We start from the raw sequence: 17023 nt of genomic DNA, 5'->3' as shown, positions 1-17023 counted from the left end.
AATTTAATAAATATGGAAAAGCCAATGATTTACACAGTTAAAAAACGTGCTCGAGCGTTTTGGGTTTCCTGTGTGATGGTTGCCGCAGGTTTGCTTGCTACTGTATCAGTAGCAACGGCTCAGTGCTCACCGCCCACAGGATTTAGTTTTACGGATGTAACAGGCTCTGCGGTTACATTGAATTGGACGGCAAGCCCGTCTTCTGTAACTTACTATGAAGTAAACACAAGAGATTCATTATCATCTACTTGGGTTACTGCGAGTTCAGCCATTAGTGGTTCGGCGACAAGCTATCGAATCGGTAAAGATGTTGCACTTTCCCCAAATAAAACGTATCAAATAAGGGTTAGATCTACTTGCGGCGGAACAAAGTCGGCGTACGTTTATGCAGGGTATATACGTACAACAAGCACTCCAACTTGCGGTTTTCCGTTTAATCTTAATGCAACAGAGGTGACATCAGTAGGAGCAACATTCAACTGGGAATCGACTGTTGATAACCTTACAAGTTATGAAGTTCGTTACCGTATATTAGGAGGTAGTTGGTTTTCTACTGGAGTATTGCCAGCTCAAATGACTTATAGTAAGCGAATGACCAACTTAGTTGCTGGTCAAACGTATCAGTGGGTTGTAAATGGGATATGTACTAATGGTGATAAAGTTGCTGTGAATGGTACAAATTTTGTTACACCTACTGAGCCTGCATGCTCAGTTCCCACGAATCTGAGTGTGGATAGAATTACCAATGTAGGCGCACGTTTTAATTGGGATCCGACAACCAATACGAAAAAATCGCAACTTTATACTAAAACTGGCACGGGAAGTTGGTATTTGTGGCCAAGTGTGCCAGGTGATTCCACTAGTGTCAGGGCATATGATTTACGACCGAATACAACCTACTCTTGGTATATTCAGACTGTTTGTAACAATGGGGATATACCTTCTTCAAAATACTATGGCCCAGATTTTACAACAAATAGTACCGAGTATTGCAGCTCGCCTTCATCTTTGAGTGTAACGCAAGTTGCTGACACTGGTGCAACCTTAAATTGGGTAGCTGATACATCATCTACTGTCAAATATTATGAGGTTGAATTTAGAAAAGGAGGATCTTCAGGAGCTATTTTATTTATTAAGTTTAAAAAAGTTTTGTCACTTAGAGCATCCAATTTGCTTCCTAATACAGAATATTTTTGGAAAGTAAGGACTCATTGCACTAATGCAGATAGACAGCCATGGGTTTCAGGAGGAACATTTACCACAAATTGTCAGTCGCCAACTATATTTTCTACTACTGACATTACAGGAAAAGGGGCTACACTTAATTGGAATAAAGTGTCAGCAAAAGGCTTTGCTGTACGAGTGAAAGATATTGTATCGTCAACATGGAATTACTATCCGCTTTCCGTATCTACAGATACTACTGTAAGACTTTCAGATTTGAAGTTGAGTACTACCTATGAATGGCAAGTTCTTGATACATGTTTGTCAGGAAATGTGAATCCGTGGAGAAATGCAGGTGTATTTACAACCTTAGCGACACCGTATTGTGCTGATCCATCTGGCCTTAGTCTTGGAACCATTACATCTAATGGGGCGGTATTTAATTGGACTCCTACTTCTTTAGTCGGACAATACACATTAGCAGTTCGGAATACATCTTCTCCAAGCAACTCTTGGACCGCGATAAATGTTAGTGGTGCGCTTAGTACCTATACCGTTAATTTTTTGTCTTCTGGCGTGACCTACGAGTGGAGAATGAAAAATGAATGTACAAACGGAGACCAAAATAATGATTGGATTCTCGGAGCTAATTTTACAACTGTTTGTGCTTCTCCTTCTGGTTTGGATACAAGTAGCGTAACGGGTACGGGAGCTACGCTTAACTGGGCTATAGATAACACAAATGTTAGTAAGTTTGAGGTGCAAATTAAAACTGTTGCTGCAACGACTTGGACCAATGTATCCACGAGTTTAGCAAAAACAGCTCTGAATATTCGGGTATCTACCTTGTCTCCTTCTACTCCTTATGTTTGGAGAATTAGGAGTACTTGTAGTAACAATACTGTGAACAATTGGATCCAATCAAATGAATTTACGACAAAAGGGACTTTTGCGTGTAGTCAACCAACTAGTTTGGCAACGGCTGATATTACAAGTAATGGCGCAGATTTGACTTGGGTTGGCGGAACAAGTATTGCTACTTTTGATATAGAATACAAGACAAGTGCAGCCACTACATGGACAAGAATTTCGGGACTTTCTAGTGCAACTACCTCTCGCAGGCTTACTACATTAATCCAGCTTACTACTTACATGTGGCGTGTTCGTAGTGTATGCTCTAACGGTGATGTGTCTCCTTGGGTGAACGGTGCAGACTTTACAACAACAGCTGAAGTTGCGTGTCAGTCTCCAACAAGTTTACATACAAGTGATTTGACTGCTAACGGAGCGACATTGAATTGGAGCTTGGATACCACGGGCTTAGGTTCTGTACAGATTTCTTACAAATTAACATCATCAAGTACATGGGGTACGGCAGTAACATTAGCTAAAGGGGCTACAAGTTATCGTTTGAGCACATTGGCTGTGAACACCTCTTATGATTGGCGCATAAGAACTGTATGTAGCAATGGCGATGTGCAAGCATTTGTAACGGCATCAAGTTTCCTTACAACATCTGTCGGAGCTTGTCAAAGTGCTACGGGTTTGTTTGTCTCCGATACTACCTCCAATGGAGCGACATTGAATTGGAGCTTGGATACTACGGGTTTGAAGAACATGCAAATATCGTATAAAACGAGTGCAGGAACGACATGGGGCACAGCGGTAACATTAGCTAAAGGGGCTACAAGTTATCGTTTGAGCACATTGGCTGTGAACACCTCTTATGATTGGCGCATAAGAACTGTATGTAGCAATGGTGATGTGCAAGCATTTGTAACGGCATCTTTTACTACTACGAATGTAAATGCTTGTAACTACCCTACAAGTTTAACGGCGACAAGTATTACTTCTACGGGCGCAACATTAGGCTGGAGCATAGATACCGTAGGCTTAAAGAGCATGCAATTGTACTATAAACTGAGTTCGTCTGCTACTTGGAGTTCGGCGATTGCTATCACAAAAGCTACGACATCTTATAGGTTGACAGGCCTTACCGCAACAACTTCTTATGATTGGAGAATCAGAACTATTTGTAGCAATAATGATGTACAAAATTTTGTAACAAGTTCATTCTCTACAACTAACGCTGCGGCTTGCAACTCACCTGCAAGCCTAACAGCTACAAACCTAACAGCTTCTGGTGCTACATTGGGTTGGACATTGGATACTACGGGTTTGAAGAACATGCAAATATCATATAAAACGAGTGCAGCAACCACATGGGGGACTGCTGTAACTTTGGCTAAAGCTGTAACTTCGTATAGATTAAATACTCTAACCGCGAATACCTCTTATGATTGGCGTATAAGAACTGTATGTAGCAATGGTGATGTTCAGGCGTATGTTACAAGTAATTTTACGACTGTGGATACATTTGCTTGTAGCCAACCGTCAAGTTTGTTTACGTCGGGAATTACCACTTCGGCTGTAACGTTTAACTGGACTGGCGGTTCTAATATTTCAACTTATGATATCCAGTTCAAAACTGTGGCAGCTACTGCATGGACAAGTGTTGTAACAGGTTTGAGTGGCTCGGCTGTGTCTCGCACAAGAACAGGCCTAACATCTGGTACTACATATATGTGGCGCATGCGTAACAAGTGTACTAATACAGATATCAATCCTTGGGTTAATGGAACTAATTTTGCGACACTTGCACCACGTTTTGGTGATGAATCTTTTGCTAATAACTGGACAGAAACCATTAATTTGTATCCTAACCCAAGCGGTGGATTGGTAAATATTGGTGTGGAAACTTCTAACGAATTACCAATTGAAATCACTGTACTTAATGCGTTGGGACAACAAGTAATGAGCAGAAATGTAACTTTCACTAATGATAACAATACCACAGAATTTAACCTTACGGCTTTGCCTGCTGGTATGTATTTCGTGAAAATGAAATCAGCTCAAAAAGTGGTTACTCGCCAGCTCATTCTTGAGAATCGTTAATCACTAACTATATGTTTTTTAGCAAAAGGCTTCTTCTTTTCGGAGGAAGCCTTTTGCTTTTCTGACACATGCTGCATTGCACTTGATATTTTATTTACCTTTGCGCCGACAATCTGCCGATTTGGTCAGAAATAATAATTTATAAATAACTTATTATCAATCAAATAAGCCTAAAATAAGCTTTGAATACATCTTTAGACACAGTGCCACGTGTAGCCGTTGTGGGTGGTGGCAGTTGGGCTACGGCCATCGTTAAAATTTTGTGCGAACAATCCGTAAAAATACGTTGGTGGTTGCGCAAACCCGAAGACGTGGCGCATATCAGCCATTATCATCATAATCCAAGTTATTTGACTGATGTACAAATAGATACACACAAAGTAGAGGCGCACAGCGATTTGAAATATGTGCTTTCCGAAGCTGATTTTGTGGTGCTGGCTGTGCCTGCGGCTTTCGTACAAAGTGCCTTGCAAGGCATAGATTCGGAGGATTTGCAAGGAAAAGTAATCGTTTCGGCCATCAAAGGCATGATTCCCGAACGCAATATTTTGGTGACGGATTATGTTGAGCAATATTATAATGTTCCGCCCGAACAGCTTTGCATTATTGCAGGGCCTTGCCATGCAGAAGAGGTGGCCTTAGAGCGTCAATCCTACCTGACCATTGCAGGCTACCAAAAAGAAACTGCCGAACGCTTTGCCGCTTTGCTCAATTGCCGATACATCAAAGCGACTGTAAACACAGACCTTTATGGGGTGGAATACGCCGCTGTAATCAAAAATATTGTGGCCATTGCTTGCGGCATTTGTCATGGGTTAAATCATGGCGACAACTTCCAAGCCGTGTTGGTTTCCAATGCCATGCAAGAAATCAAATGCTTTCTGGACACGCGTTTTCCGCTTCAGCGCGACGTAAACTCATCGGCCTACATGGGCGATTTGCTGGTTACGGCCTATTCGCAATTTAGTCGTAACAGAACTTTCGGGAACATGATTGGGCGCGGATACAGCGTAAAATCGGCGCAAGTGGAAATGAATATGATTGCCGAAGGCTATTACGCCGTACAAAGTTTGTATCAGGTAAACCAAAAATACGGCGCACAAATGCCGATTATGGAAGCGGTTTACAAGATTTTGTATGAAAAAAAATCTGCACAAAAAGAAATAGACAAACTCCGCAAACAACTCAGCTAAGCAGCGCGTTGGGCTGTTAAAATTTCTGGCATTTGTGCTTACTTTGCACCTGATTTATTAAAGATTTTACCTGACAATATGAGCATCGAAAAACCCAGCCTGCCAAGCGGAACACGCGATTTTGGCGCGGCTACCATGATACGCCGTAATTTTATTTTTGATACAATTAAAGCGACTTTCAAACGCTTTGGCTTTACGCCACTGGAAACCCCCGCAATGGAAAAACTCTCCGTCCTGACGGGAAAATATGGCGACGAAGGCGACCAACTTATTTTCAAAGTACTCAATTCGGGCGACTTTCTCAAAGACGTACAGGCCGACGATTTGGCCAAAGGCTACAGGCCACTGACCAGAAAAGTGTCCGAAAAAGCGTTGCGCTACGACCTGACCGTTCCGTTTGCGCGTTACGTGGTGATGAATCGCAACGATATTTCTTTTCCGTTCAAACGCTACCAAATCCAACCCGTTTGGCGTGCCGACCGTCCACAAAAAGGCCGTTACCGCGAATTTTATCAGTGCGATGCCGACGTAGTGGGTACAGATTCGTTGATTTGCGAAGCTGAAATCGTGTTGATGATGCACGAGGTTTTGCATAATTTGGGAATCAAATCTTTTCAGATAAAAATCAATAACCGCAAAATATTGGCAGGTTTGGCCGAAGCCATTGGCGCGGCTGGCCGCGAAGCCGAACTTTGCGTAGCCATCGACAAGCTCGACAAAATAGGCCAACAAGCCGTAGAAAAAGAGTTGCTCGAACGCGGATTTTCGGCAGAAGCTATCGAAAAATTAGCTCCGATTTTCTCCGTACAAGGTGATAACACAGCCCTTTTAACCCAAATCAAAACGTTTTTGGAAAGCTCTGAGCAAGGCCAAAAAGGTTTGGAAGAACTTAATGCCGTGTTTGATTACTTGGCGCAATTTGGTTACGACGCGTCCGCGCACGTGGCTTTTGATGTTACGTTGGCGCGTGGCTTGAGCTATTACACAGGAGCGATTTTTGAGGTAAAAGCCTTAGGCGTGAGCATCGGCAGCATTAGCGGCGGTGGCCGTTACGACAACCTGACGGGAATGTTTGGGTTGCCGAATGTGTCGGGCGTTGGCTTCTCGTTTGGCGTGGACAGAATCTACGACGTAATGGAAGAATTGCAGCTTTTTCCCGCGAGTCAAACCACTACCACACAGGTACTTATCAGTAATTTTGATGCGCAAGCCGAAAAATACGCGTTGCCACTTTTGGCCAAAATACGCGCGGCAGGCATTTGCGCCGAGCTTTTCCCCGAATCCAGCAAACTCAAAAAACAAATGACGTACGCCAACAACAAGCAAATTCCGTTTGTGTTGCTGATTGGCTCCAACGAAATGGAAACGGGCTTGCTCACACTCAAAAATATGACGTCGGGCGAGCAACAAAACCTTGCTATTGACCAAGTGATTGAGCAATTGAAAGCCTAAAAAATTCTTATTGAATAAAACTAACTAACTCACTGTCAGATAAAAACTTGTTTGCGTCATGGCTAACGACCCCATTAATCTATCTTTCGACAATTTGGAAGTGGCTTTTGCCTCCAAAACCAATGCGCAATTGCGCAAAACTTATTGGCTGTTTGCGGCCATGAATAACACAGGTCTGATGAATTTCGGAACGTCGGCGATGCAGACGGCTCTGAATTGGCGATTGCCCATCAATGGCCTTGTGAAAGCAACGATTTTTGAGCAGTTCTGCGGTGGCGAAGACATCAACGAATGCCAAAAAACGGTGGATGAGTTGGGTAAATTTAATATCGGAACGATTCTGGATTATTCCGTAGAGGGCGAAAAAAGCGAAGCGGGTTTTGATGCCACCATGCGCGAAATCATGGCCACGATAGACAAGGCCGCCACGTCCAAACACATTCCTTTTTCGGTGTTTAAGGTAACAGGTGTAGGCAACTTCGATTTGTTGGCCAAAGTGCAAGAAGCCAAAAATATGACTGATGCCGACCTGAAAGCCTTTGACCGTGTGCGTAATCGCGTGCAGACTATTTGCGCGTATGCGGCCAAACACAAGGTCAGAATTTTTATTGATGCCGAAGAAAGTTGGATTCAGCAACCTATCGACCAACTCGCCGACGAGATGATGGCGGAGTTTAACCGCGAAGAAGCCATTGTTTACAATACCTACCAATTTTATCGTTGGGCTACGTTGCCAACTTTGCAACAGGCTGTATTTGAGGCGAAAAGCAAAGGCTATCAGGTAGGCGCAAAACTCGTAAGAGGGGCGTATATGGAAAAAGAACGCGCCAGAGCTGCCGCCAACAAGTATGCGGACCCGATTCAGCCAAATAAAAAAGCCAGTGATGAGGATTACGACAAAGGAGTGTTATTTTGTTTAGAAAATTTGGATACTGTTGCTTTTTGCGCGGGCACGCACAACGAAAATAGCAGTTTGCAACTGGCCGCCGAAATGAAAAAACGGGGCATTGCGCCAAACAATCCGCGTGTTTTCTTTGCGCAATTGTTGGGCATGAGCGATAATATTTCCTACAATTTGGCGAAAGCTGGCTACAACGTGGCCAAATATGTACCTTATGGTCCAGTGGCTGCCGTCATGCCGTATCTGATGCGCCGTGCGCAAGAAAATACGTCTATCGCAGGGCAAAGCAGCCGCGAATTTAGCCTGATTACACGCGAACGCGAACGCCGCAAGATTCAATAATTTTGTGTATTTTGGTGAGTTAATTTGATAATAATATCACCGACCTATTTTGTTTTTTTGATTAGATGAAGAAAGATATAGAATTTCCTGCCGTGAAGGGCGTTTCGGTGGCTATCGTGCGCAAACCTTCCGAAGAAGACAACCAAGTCTATGAATGGTCTGTTTATTTGTTGAATAACAATGATTTTGCCTTGACGAATGTCTTGATTGCTTCCAAAGGTTATGGCACCAACGCCGAAGGCGAACAACAACGCACTTCTACTTTGCGCCATTTTATTGAAGAAATTGCGGCCAATGATTACGCGCTTATCGAGCCGATAGACCCGTCTGTATTTCATTTGTGCAACGAATATTGGGTAACGTATTATGTCGGCAATTTTGGCAAGCAGATTTATGACAAGAAATTTTTGTTTTTGCCCGATAGCATTGTAGAGACCAATTTGCAATTTATTCCGCAATTAGAATTTGAAGGAATTTTGCACGTATAATTTTGATTTTCAATAACAAACAACTCCCGCTTTTGGCTGATAGATAGTTCTAATTTGCTTGGCGGAGTGTAAATGCTCAGTTATAAGGTTTTTAAAATCTTAGGACTGAGCATTTTTTGTAATAAAATAAATAGATTTGTATGCCTTGCATGTAAAGCAAAAAGGACTTTTTTATTCTCCTAAACCTCATTTTCCTATGAAACAAACAATATTCCTATTTTTCTTTTGGCTCCTGATAGCAGCCTTCAGCTATGCCCAAAACCAATACAGTACATGGGTTCTATATAATCGTTTTCTACTATCTTTCCCCCCAGACAGTGGCCAAGCCTACCAAACCTTTGAGTATCCTTATTCCTCTTCGCTGGTTATGTATGGGCATACGCAAATAGCGGATAGCGCAGGCCATTTGCTTTTTTATACCAATGGTTTTAACACACCTCCACCAGATGTAGTTATTCGTAATCGCGCTCATGAAATTATGCCACATGGTGGTACCATGGAAAATTATTCTGGCTATGTGGGTCAGAGAGATATTATTGTCCCTTCGCCCACCGACAAGCAGCAATACTATCTGTTCAGGACAACACGCCGCCGTTCTACAGCCATGGTCTATCTCCAGATAGAGGATACGGCCAGCTATAGTGTAGTGGATATGCGATTGGCGGGGGGCATGGGTGATATAGCCCAAGATACGGAAGGCCATTTGCTTAAAGACATACGTTTGTATCCGCGCCCCTCTTCTTGCAAAATCACGGCTACGCGCCGTAGTCCCTGTGGCCGCTCCTACTGGATACTGACCCACGATTTGATTAGCAATGCCTTTTATGCTTACCTGCTCGATTCGGTGGGCTTGCACGCCCCCGTTATCTCACAAACTGGCTCGGTGTTTTCAGATTATGGAATGGGAGGAGGACAGATGATATATGCAGAGTCAGGCTGTATGAAATTCTCCAGAGACGGTACTTGTGTGGTAGCAGCCGTAGGATCAAGCAATACGGTCAGCAAGGTTGAGTTTTTTTAATTTTGATAAGCATACAGGGCAAGTGAGCTTGCGTGAGAGCATAGACTATAAAGCATTATCGCCGTACAGCTATCCATGGGGTGTATCTTTTTCGCCCAATGATTCACTCATTTATGTGAGCATGATTAACACCGTGTATCAGTACGATCGATATGCTACTTCTCTGGCAAGCAGTACAGTGCTGCTGACCATTCCAGATACCAATCCTTATACATGGTATAATAAACATTATGGCATATTACAATTAGCCCCTAATGGGCGTATTTATGCTGCTGAGGCGAGAACAACCTTATACAACAGTACAGGCCAACCAATAGGCTATACGCGGGGTTGGCTCAGTGAAATACGCTACCCCAATCGGCGTGGCTTGGCTTGTGGTCTGCGCGATAGCGTAGTACAGTTTAGAGAACCTTATATTTTCTATGCTAGCCTTCCCAACTGCATTGATAGTGATATGGGCTTTGGTGCCGCCTTTGTGAGCGTATCGTCCCATCATTTTTGTGTCGGGGATAGCCTGCGGGTACAAGCTAGCATGAAAGGTTTTTCGGGTGATTATGCCCCTCAGATGCAAGTATGGTATAGCGATTCGGATTCGGTATTGGTGCAAGGCTACGCCGCTACGCACACCTACACTCAGGCAGGCCAATATACGCTGCGTGTTCGGCTGTGGGAGTCATGCAGTGGGCGTTATCGGGACTATACGGACAGTGTAGAAGTGTTGGGTTGTGAGCCACCGCGTTTGTCCTTGTCCTGCTTGGTGTCTGATACTTGCGGCCAAAGTGTGGGGACGGTATCTTATGCCAGTATTGGGGGCGCGGTGGATAGCCTGCGTTGGGACATGGACGGCGATGGGGTTTTTGAGTATGTGGGAGAGCAAGCCCCCTTGCTGCATGAGTCCCGTGCGGGGGTTCGCCGTGTGGGTTTGTGGTGCAAAAATAGGTATGGCCGCGATACTGTGCATTGCGAACTGTCGTTTCAGCCACAGGATTGTAGTAGTTATTATTTTGTCCCGAATGTATTTACGCGCAATGCGGACGGCGTGAATGACCGTTGGGAGTTGAGCAGTCGGGGTTATGGCTTGGAGCGATTGTGGGTGTATAATCGTTGGGGTGTTCGGGTGCATGATTTAGGAGCGGTTGGTGGTTTGCCGCCTTCGTCTGTGTTATGGGATGGCGGTCAGCAAAGTGCAGGTGTTTACTTTTATGTATTGGAGCTAAAGGAATCAGCCACAGGTCGTAAGGTACAGATTAAAGGTACCGTAGAGTTGATGCGATGAGTTTTCTAATTCATTCAAATAAAAAAATCCTCCGTTGCTGGAGGATTTTAAGTGTTAGGTTAGATTATAATGCTTCCAAAAACTTGATAACGGCGTTGCGGTCAGTTTCTGGCAAATTCTTGTATTTCTTCTGTGCTGTTTCGCCTTCGCCACCATGCCACAAAATCGCTTCTTCGAGGTTTCGGGCTCTGCCGTCGTGTAACAAAAAGCCGTGTTTGTTCACCGTCGGGATAAGGCCAATGCCCCAGAGTGGGGGAGTGCGCCACTCGTTGCCGTTGGCTTCGTAGTCAGGACGATTGTCCGCCAAGCCGTCGCCCATGTCGTGCAAGAGCAAATCTGTGTAGGGGTGAATGGTTTGGTTCGCAAATTCGGGTACGTCCGTACTCGCGCCAGTGCGTAAGGTTGTGGTATGGCATTTGGCGCAACCTATTTCCGTAAACAATGCTTTTCCGCGAATTACAGCCGCCTCGCCAGTTTTGCGGCGGGCAGGTACGGCCAAAATCTGACAGTAATACGTTACTTTATCCAATTTAGAACTTTCCAATTCGGGCGTTCCGCCGTTTGGCAGATTCAGGCAAGCCGTTTGCAAACTTGTATGATTTTCTGCATTAAAAATACTGGAGCTAATGCCCAAATCGCCCTGAAATGCGCCTGCTACTTGTTGTCGCATAGAAGGTTGGTTGGCTTTCCAGCCCAAGCGACCGATGCGGTATTTGCCTTGCTCGGCATCCCAAACACGGTTCGGACGGCCAGAAATGCCATCGCGGTTCGCGTCGTCGGGGTCGGCCATGGCTACTAGTTGGTCTTCGGGTACTACTTCCAACAAGCCCAAACCTTGCATTTGTGGTGCAACGCGCGGCGAATACATCACGTTGGCACTCATTGCCCCATAACCCAAATTAATAAACTCATATTTAGGTTTACGCAATTGGTACGGCTTGCCGTCGTCGAAAGTAGCGTTGATATAATCGTAAGTAATTTTCACGTCGCCTTCGGCAGGCACGCCCAAAATGGCTGAATTGCTCAACTGTCCGCCATAATTTGGTTCGCCTTTCGGTTCGCCGTGTTCGGTGCTTCCTGGCACGCTCAAACGAATGAGCATAGAAGAAAGCGGTTCGCCTTCCGAAAGTGGCGGCTTGCCGCGCCCATCCAGAATATGACAGCCCGAACAAGATTTGGAGTTGAAAAGAGGCCCCAAACCGTCGAGAGCTTCCACCGAAGCGGGAGCAGTTACCCAATTGGAACGAAAAATAGAATTGCCCGTTGTAAAAGTAAGTTGTCCGTTGTCGCTCACATTGGGAGCGGCGTGCCCGAAGGCATTTTCCGACTCGTCAAAAACGGTAGCCGAACCACCCGAAAAAATCTCGTCGGCATCGGGATTGGTGGATTCTTTGTCTTTACAAGCCCACAAAATACTGCTTGCAAACACGGCAGCAGCCAAAGGCAGCAGGGCAATTCTTGCTTTTTTCATGATATAATTGGGATGTTAGATTGTATTAGTGTTAAGAAAAGTAACTGGAAATGAGTTGCTTAATTATTCCAAAGTAATTTTGATACCAAATAATTTTGCTCCGTCCAGAATCAAATCGCCTTGAGCGGTGTAAGTGTCGATGCAAGTTTTCATGCGCACGCGACCCGCTGGGTTGCTGTCCAAAAATTCTTGGTCGAAAGGATTTTGAAGTGCGTTAGCAGCCGTAATGCCTGCGGCGATTTTGTCGGTTAGGCTTTGTGCTAATTCTGGTTTTACGGATTTGATAATATCGTCCAAACCTGTGCCATCTATCACTGTGCCATCAGCTTTTTTGTAATAACCTAAATAAACATTTTGGATGCCTGTGGCGTTGGCGATAATGTCATTTTTTGTATTGTCGCTGAAACAAGAATGTTCGTGTTCGCGGTCTTTTTCGTCATAAGCCACATACATACGTTCGCCTGCCAACTCGCCTTTGCTCAGGCTGGCAATTCCCAACACGATGTCTTGGAAACGAGATTTATAGATTGCATCTGTTTCAAAATCACTGCGATAATTGCTTGCATTTGGCTTCCAGTCGTTGAGTACCGTAGCTAAGTGCTCTACTAATAAGTTAGTAACCACTTGCAAATACTGACGACGACGCGCTTGATTTTTTGCTGTGCCATTGTCCACATAATCTGTATAAGGGCGTTGGCCTGCGCCAGGGCCTACGGTAAGATCTTGTCCCCACAATAAAAATTCGATGGCATGATAACCCGTGCTAATGTTGGTTTCGCCGTCTTTTTCGTTAAGCGAAATAAGCAATTCTTTCGTAATGTTCGGGAATGCTGTTGGTTTATTAATTACACCTGCCGAGTCGTTGCCTGACACATAATCAATGTACGATTCGTCAATTGGCCAAGCGTTGATAAGACCTTCTGGGCCTGTTTCGCTGTCAATTGGGCCGCCATAAAAACGGAATGCTTCTGTTTGTCCGTAATAGTTACGAGCTTCGAGCCACGCGCTTTTGGTCGAGTCAAAAGTAATTTGCGTAGGACTAGCCACAAAAGCATTTACTTTTTGTTGGAGCTTTAGGGCTTTGTTATAAGCGTCAGTATAGTTAGCATATACGATATTGGCGTAATTACTGATGTAGGCTTTGGTTTGTGCCTCGTTGAGCGGGTATGTTTTTTCTCCGTCGTCGTCTTTGTCGCAAGAAGCAAACGCAAGTAAAGAGGCTAGAGCCAAGGCCGAAAGGCGCGTATATTTTAGCATATCAAATAAGATGTTTTGTAACTGATTTAATGGCCGCAAAACAAATACTTATTTAGACTTAATCCAAATAAATTTATTTGATTTTTGTCATATACTTTTTTGATGGATCTAATGTTTGGGTTTTGGCCTGAGCGTTTTATATTAAATGGGTTAGGTGATAAAAAATCTACGTTTAGCAAAGTCTTTTTAATGCTTTTTTTTGAAGCGATAAAAGGGCTTATTGTTTTATTTTGACTTTTGATGCCAAAGGCTAAAAATTATTTTGATTGTGTAAACCGTATCAGTGTATTTGAATAAAAAGCCGCCCAAAATGTATTTTAAGTATTGATATTCAAAAAAATAAGCAAACGTTTGCAAATGGTATTGAAGCGTATTGCTTTTTGATTAACTTGTTAATTATCAGTAATTTATACTTACTTTTTTGATTAGTGGCTATTGCTTTTGTTTTGGGAAGTCATTTATCTTTGTCGTGGGCATTGCCCTGAAAACTATACATAAACTTTCCAAAAAAATGACTGTATGAAAAAAAGAGTTACGCTACTTTTAGCGATGCTCCTAAGTATTTGGAGTATGGCACAAGCACAAGACATCGTTGTTACGGGCAAAGTGGTTGCGTTGGATGATAACGCACCGATGCCAGGCATCAACGTGGTAATTAAAGGAACTACCAACGGTACATCAACTAACGCAGAAGGTAAGTATAGCATTACGGTTACGAAGGGTGCTACACTTCAATTTTCATTCATTGGCTACGAAACAGAAGAAGTAGTGATTTCGGACGAGTCACAAACTACTGTAGATGTAAAAATGAATGTGAACATTTCTACACTACAAGACGTAGTAGTTGTAGGTTATGGCTCACAACAAAAACGCGATCTTTCGACGGCTGTTGTGTCTGTAAGCACAAAAGACATCGAAGAACGCCCAATGATTCAGGCAGGTCAAGTGTTGCAAGGTAAAGCGGCTGGTGTACAAGTAACACAACCATCTGGTAAGCCAGGTAGCGCGCTTTCGATTCGTGTACGTGGTGCTACGTCTATGCAAGCAGGTAACGATCCATTGTATGTAGTGGATGGCGTGCCTACCACAGACATCAGAGACATCAATACCAACGACATCGAAAGTATGCAAGTGCTTAAAGATGCCGCTTCGGCTGCTATCTACGGTGCTCGTGCTGCTAACGGTGTGGTGATTATCACTACAAAACGCGGTACTGCCAACCAATCATCTATTGATTTTGGTGCGTATTGGGGTACTTCTAAAATCATTAAAACAATTGATGTGTTAAACTCACGTCAGTATGCTGATTTGCAAAACGAAATGAACGCAGGTTCTGTTCCAGCTTCATTAGTAGATAAATATGATACAGATTGGGGCAAAAAAGTATTTAGAAATGGTTCGATTCGTAACTACCAATTGAGCTTTAGAGGTGGTAACGAAAAAACGAAATACTATGTTTCGGGTTCAAGCACACAGGACATCGGTATCATCAAACCTGCTCAATATGAGCGTTATGCGTTGAGAATGAACCTTGACAATCAAGTAAAAGATTGGTTCAAAGTAACAACCAACCTTACTTACTCGAATGTTCATAGCAAAAATGTAAAGGATAATTCTAATGCTGGCCGTAATGCGGTAGTATTGGGTGCTTTGGGTGCGCCTCCAACAATGGACGTGTACGAATATGATGCTTTGGGTCGTCGTCGTTTTACTTCTAATCCATTGAAAGCTGGTTGGGACAACCCAATGGCGGCTATTGATGGTCCTTCGCAAGGTTCGGTAGATAATCGTTTGCTTGGCAACGTAGTAGCAGATTTGAAACTATATGATGGTTTGAGCTTCAAATCAAATATGGGTTTAGATTTCTTTAATCACAAATATGATTATTATGTGGATTATATCCAGACTACAGGTGGCCGTACAGACCACGGTTATGCAGAAGCAGAGAAATCTAACAGCATGACTACTTTGTGGGAAAACACATTAAACTACGAAAAATCATTTGGCAAACATACTGTAAATGGTTTGGCTGGTATTACTCGTCAAGAGAACAAATGGAATCAGTCTTGGATTTCGGCTAAAGATTTCCCAGCAGATTCGACTGTTCATACCATCAACGCTGCTAACGTAATTAACGATGCTTCTACTTCTGAATCTCGTTGGTTATTACAATCTTATATTGCTCGTGCTAACTATAATTTTGATGGCAAATACTATTTGAACGTAAACTTCCGTGCGGACGGTTCGTCTAAATTGGCGAAAGATCACCGTTGGGGTTACTTCCCATCGGCATCGGCTGCTTGGCGTTTGTCTTCTGAAAAATTCATGGAAAGCGTAACGGCTGTGAATGATTTGAAACTTCGTGCAAGCTGGGGACAAAACGGTAACCAAGAAGGTTTGGGAACTTATGCGTCTTATGGTTTGAATGGTTATTCGCGTATTACGCCTACAAATCCTCCGTCTGGTCCAGCGATAAACCCTCCAGGCTACGCGCCAAACGCTGATCTGAAATGGGAAACAACAACACAAACAAACATTGGTTTGGATCTAAGTGTATTGAACTCACGTGTTACTTTGTCGGTAGATGCTTATATCAAAAAGACAAAAGATTTGTTGGCTAACGTGCCACTTCCAAGCACAACAGGTTTGAGCTATATGCCAATGAATGCTGGTAGCATCGAAAACAAAGGTCTTGAGTTTTTGATTTCATCTCATAACATTGATAATGGTGTTTTCACTTGGAAAACAGATTTCAACATTTCTTTCAACAGAAATAAAGTAACGAAACTTGATCTTGTACCAGTTTACCGTGATGCTGAAATCGAAAACAAAGGAACTGTAGCTATTGTTAAAGAAGGCTTGCCTCTTGGCTCATTCTATGGCTACGTTGCTGAAGGTGTAAATCCTGAAACAGGTGCAATGATGTACAAAGATTTGGACGGTAACGGTGAGATCAATGATGCAGACAGAACTGTGATCGGTAACGCTCAACCTAAATTTACTTACGGTATCAACAACGAATTGAAATACAAAAACTTCACACTTTCATTCTTGTGGCAAGGTTCTTACGGCAACGATATTTTCAATGCTTCACGCATCGAAACAGAAGGTATGTTTGATAGCAAAAATCAATCTACTGAAGTATTGCGTCGTTGGACTACACCAGGTCAAATCACTGACATTCCGAAAGCTGGCGATCAGAATAACTCAAGAATTTCTACTCGTTTTGTAGAAGATGGCTCATTCTTCCGTCTTAAAAACTTGACGTTGAACTATACTTTCGACAAAGCTTTGCTTGCTAAAGCGCGTATGACTCGTTTGTCTGTATATGGTACTGTACAAAACCTGATCACATTCACAAAGTATAATGGCTTTGACCCTGAAGTAAATGCTTGGGGTGGTAGCGGTACAGCATTGGGCATTGACTATGGTACATATCCACAGGCTAAATCTTTTATCTTGGGTGTAAATGTTTCGTTCTAATCAAGACAATCTCAGACGAT

Annotated in this window: 10 protein-coding genes and 1 pseudogene; 9 read left to right on the top strand and 2 right to left on the bottom strand. The window is 43.3% G+C overall.

The features are described 5' to 3' along the window. Positions 1 to 12: 12 nt before the first annotated feature. The 8 genes and pseudogenes from BM090_RS18900 to BM090_RS03230 form a co-directional block, all read left to right on the top strand. Positions 13 to 363 (top strand): annotated as a pseudogene (locus BM090_RS18900) (fibronectin type III domain-containing protein); the annotation flags it as partial. A 228-nt stretch (positions 364 to 591) separates the two neighbouring features. Beyond that, the gene (locus BM090_RS03260) at positions 592 to 4119 is read left to right on the top strand and encodes a T9SS type A sorting domain-containing protein (protein ID WP_245756673.1); all 3528 of its coding nucleotides are present in this window, start codon (positions 592 to 594) and stop codon (positions 4117 to 4119) included. 182 nt (positions 4120 to 4301) lie between these two features. Further along, positions 4302 to 5312 (top strand): NAD(P)H-dependent glycerol-3-phosphate dehydrogenase, encoded by a 1011-nt coding sequence (locus tag BM090_RS03255; RefSeq protein WP_245756672.1) that lies wholly within the window; start codon positions 4302 to 4304, stop codon positions 5310 to 5312. Between the two features lie 78 nt (positions 5313 to 5390). Further along, the gene (gene hisS, locus BM090_RS03250) at positions 5391 to 6764 is read left to right on the top strand and encodes a histidine--tRNA ligase (protein ID WP_091507247.1); all 1374 of its coding nucleotides are present in this window, start codon (positions 5391 to 5393) and stop codon (positions 6762 to 6764) included. Between the two features lie 58 nt (positions 6765 to 6822). Further along, positions 6823 to 8007: a proline dehydrogenase family protein gene (locus BM090_RS03245; RefSeq protein WP_091507243.1), complete on the top strand. Its 1185-nt coding sequence runs from the start codon at positions 6823 to 6825 to the stop codon at positions 8005 to 8007. A gap of 65 nt (positions 8008 to 8072) precedes the next feature. Continuing rightward, positions 8073 to 8495, top strand: coding sequence for a hypothetical protein (locus BM090_RS03240; RefSeq protein WP_091507240.1), 423 nt, complete (start codon positions 8073 to 8075; stop codon positions 8493 to 8495). Between the two features lie 196 nt (positions 8496 to 8691). Continuing rightward, positions 8692 to 9516 carry a hypothetical protein gene (locus BM090_RS03235; protein ID WP_091507237.1) on the top strand — a complete coding sequence of 275 codons (825 nt, stop codon included), beginning with the start codon at positions 8692 to 8694 and terminating at the stop codon, positions 9514 to 9516. Then, the gene (locus BM090_RS03230) at positions 9503 to 10792 is read left to right on the top strand and encodes a T9SS type B sorting domain-containing protein (protein ID WP_143083849.1); all 1290 of its coding nucleotides are present in this window, start codon (positions 9503 to 9505) and stop codon (positions 10790 to 10792) included. Before BM090_RS03235 ends, BM090_RS03230 begins: the two co-directional genes overlap by 14 nt. Positions 10793 to 10856: 64 nt before the next feature. Here BM090_RS03230 and BM090_RS03225 read toward each other — a convergent pair whose 3' ends face one another. Both BM090_RS03225 and BM090_RS03220 read right to left on the bottom strand, forming a co-directional pair. Continuing rightward, positions 10857 to 12263: a di-heme oxidoreductase family protein gene (locus BM090_RS03225; protein WP_091507229.1), complete on the bottom strand. Its 1407-nt coding sequence runs from the start codon at positions 12261 to 12263 to the stop codon at positions 10857 to 10859. A gap of 63 nt (positions 12264 to 12326) precedes the next feature. Further along, positions 12327 to 13520 (bottom strand): imelysin family protein, encoded by a 1194-nt coding sequence (locus BM090_RS03220; protein ID WP_091507225.1) that lies wholly within the window; start codon positions 13518 to 13520, stop codon positions 12327 to 12329. A gap of 519 nt (positions 13521 to 14039) precedes the next feature. Between BM090_RS03220 and BM090_RS03215 the strand changes: the two genes are divergently transcribed. Beyond that, on the top strand, positions 14040 to 17003 hold the full coding sequence (locus BM090_RS03215) for a SusC/RagA family TonB-linked outer membrane protein (protein ID WP_091507221.1): 2964 nt from the start codon (positions 14040 to 14042) through the stop codon (positions 17001 to 17003). Positions 17004 to 17023 lie beyond the last annotated feature (20 nt).

It is taken from the genome of Flexibacter flexilis DSM 6793, from assembly GCF_900112255.1.
GTDB lineage: Bacteria > Bacteroidota > Bacteroidia > Cytophagales > Flexibacteraceae > Flexibacter > Flexibacter flexilis.
This window is presented reverse-complemented; position numbering and strand designations above follow the sequence as displayed.

Coding starts and splice junctions, on each gene's coding strand:
- BM090_RS03260 (WP_245756673.1), top strand. CDS start 592: ATGACCAACTTAGTTGCTGGTCAAACGTATCAGTGGGTTGTAAATGGG.
- hisS (WP_091507247.1), top strand. CDS start 5,391: ATGAGCATCGAAAAACCCAGCCTGCCAAGCGGAACACGCGATTTTGGC.
- BM090_RS03245 (WP_091507243.1), top strand. CDS start 6,823: ATGGCTAACGACCCCATTAATCTATCTTTCGACAATTTGGAAGTGGCT.
- BM090_RS03240 (WP_091507240.1), top strand. CDS start 8,073: ATGAAGAAAGATATAGAATTTCCTGCCGTGAAGGGCGTTTCGGTGGCT.
- BM090_RS03235 (WP_091507237.1), top strand. CDS start 8,692: ATGAAACAAACAATATTCCTATTTTTCTTTTGGCTCCTGATAGCAGCC.
- BM090_RS03225 (WP_091507229.1), bottom strand. CDS start 12,263: ATGAAAAAAGCAAGAATTGCCCTGCTGCCTTTGGCTGCTGCCGTGTTT.
- BM090_RS03220 (WP_091507225.1), bottom strand. CDS start 13,520: ATGCTAAAATATACGCGCCTTTCGGCCTTGGCTCTAGCCTCTTTACTT.
- BM090_RS03215 (WP_091507221.1), top strand. CDS start 14,040: ATGAAAAAAAGAGTTACGCTACTTTTAGCGATGCTCCTAAGTATTTGG.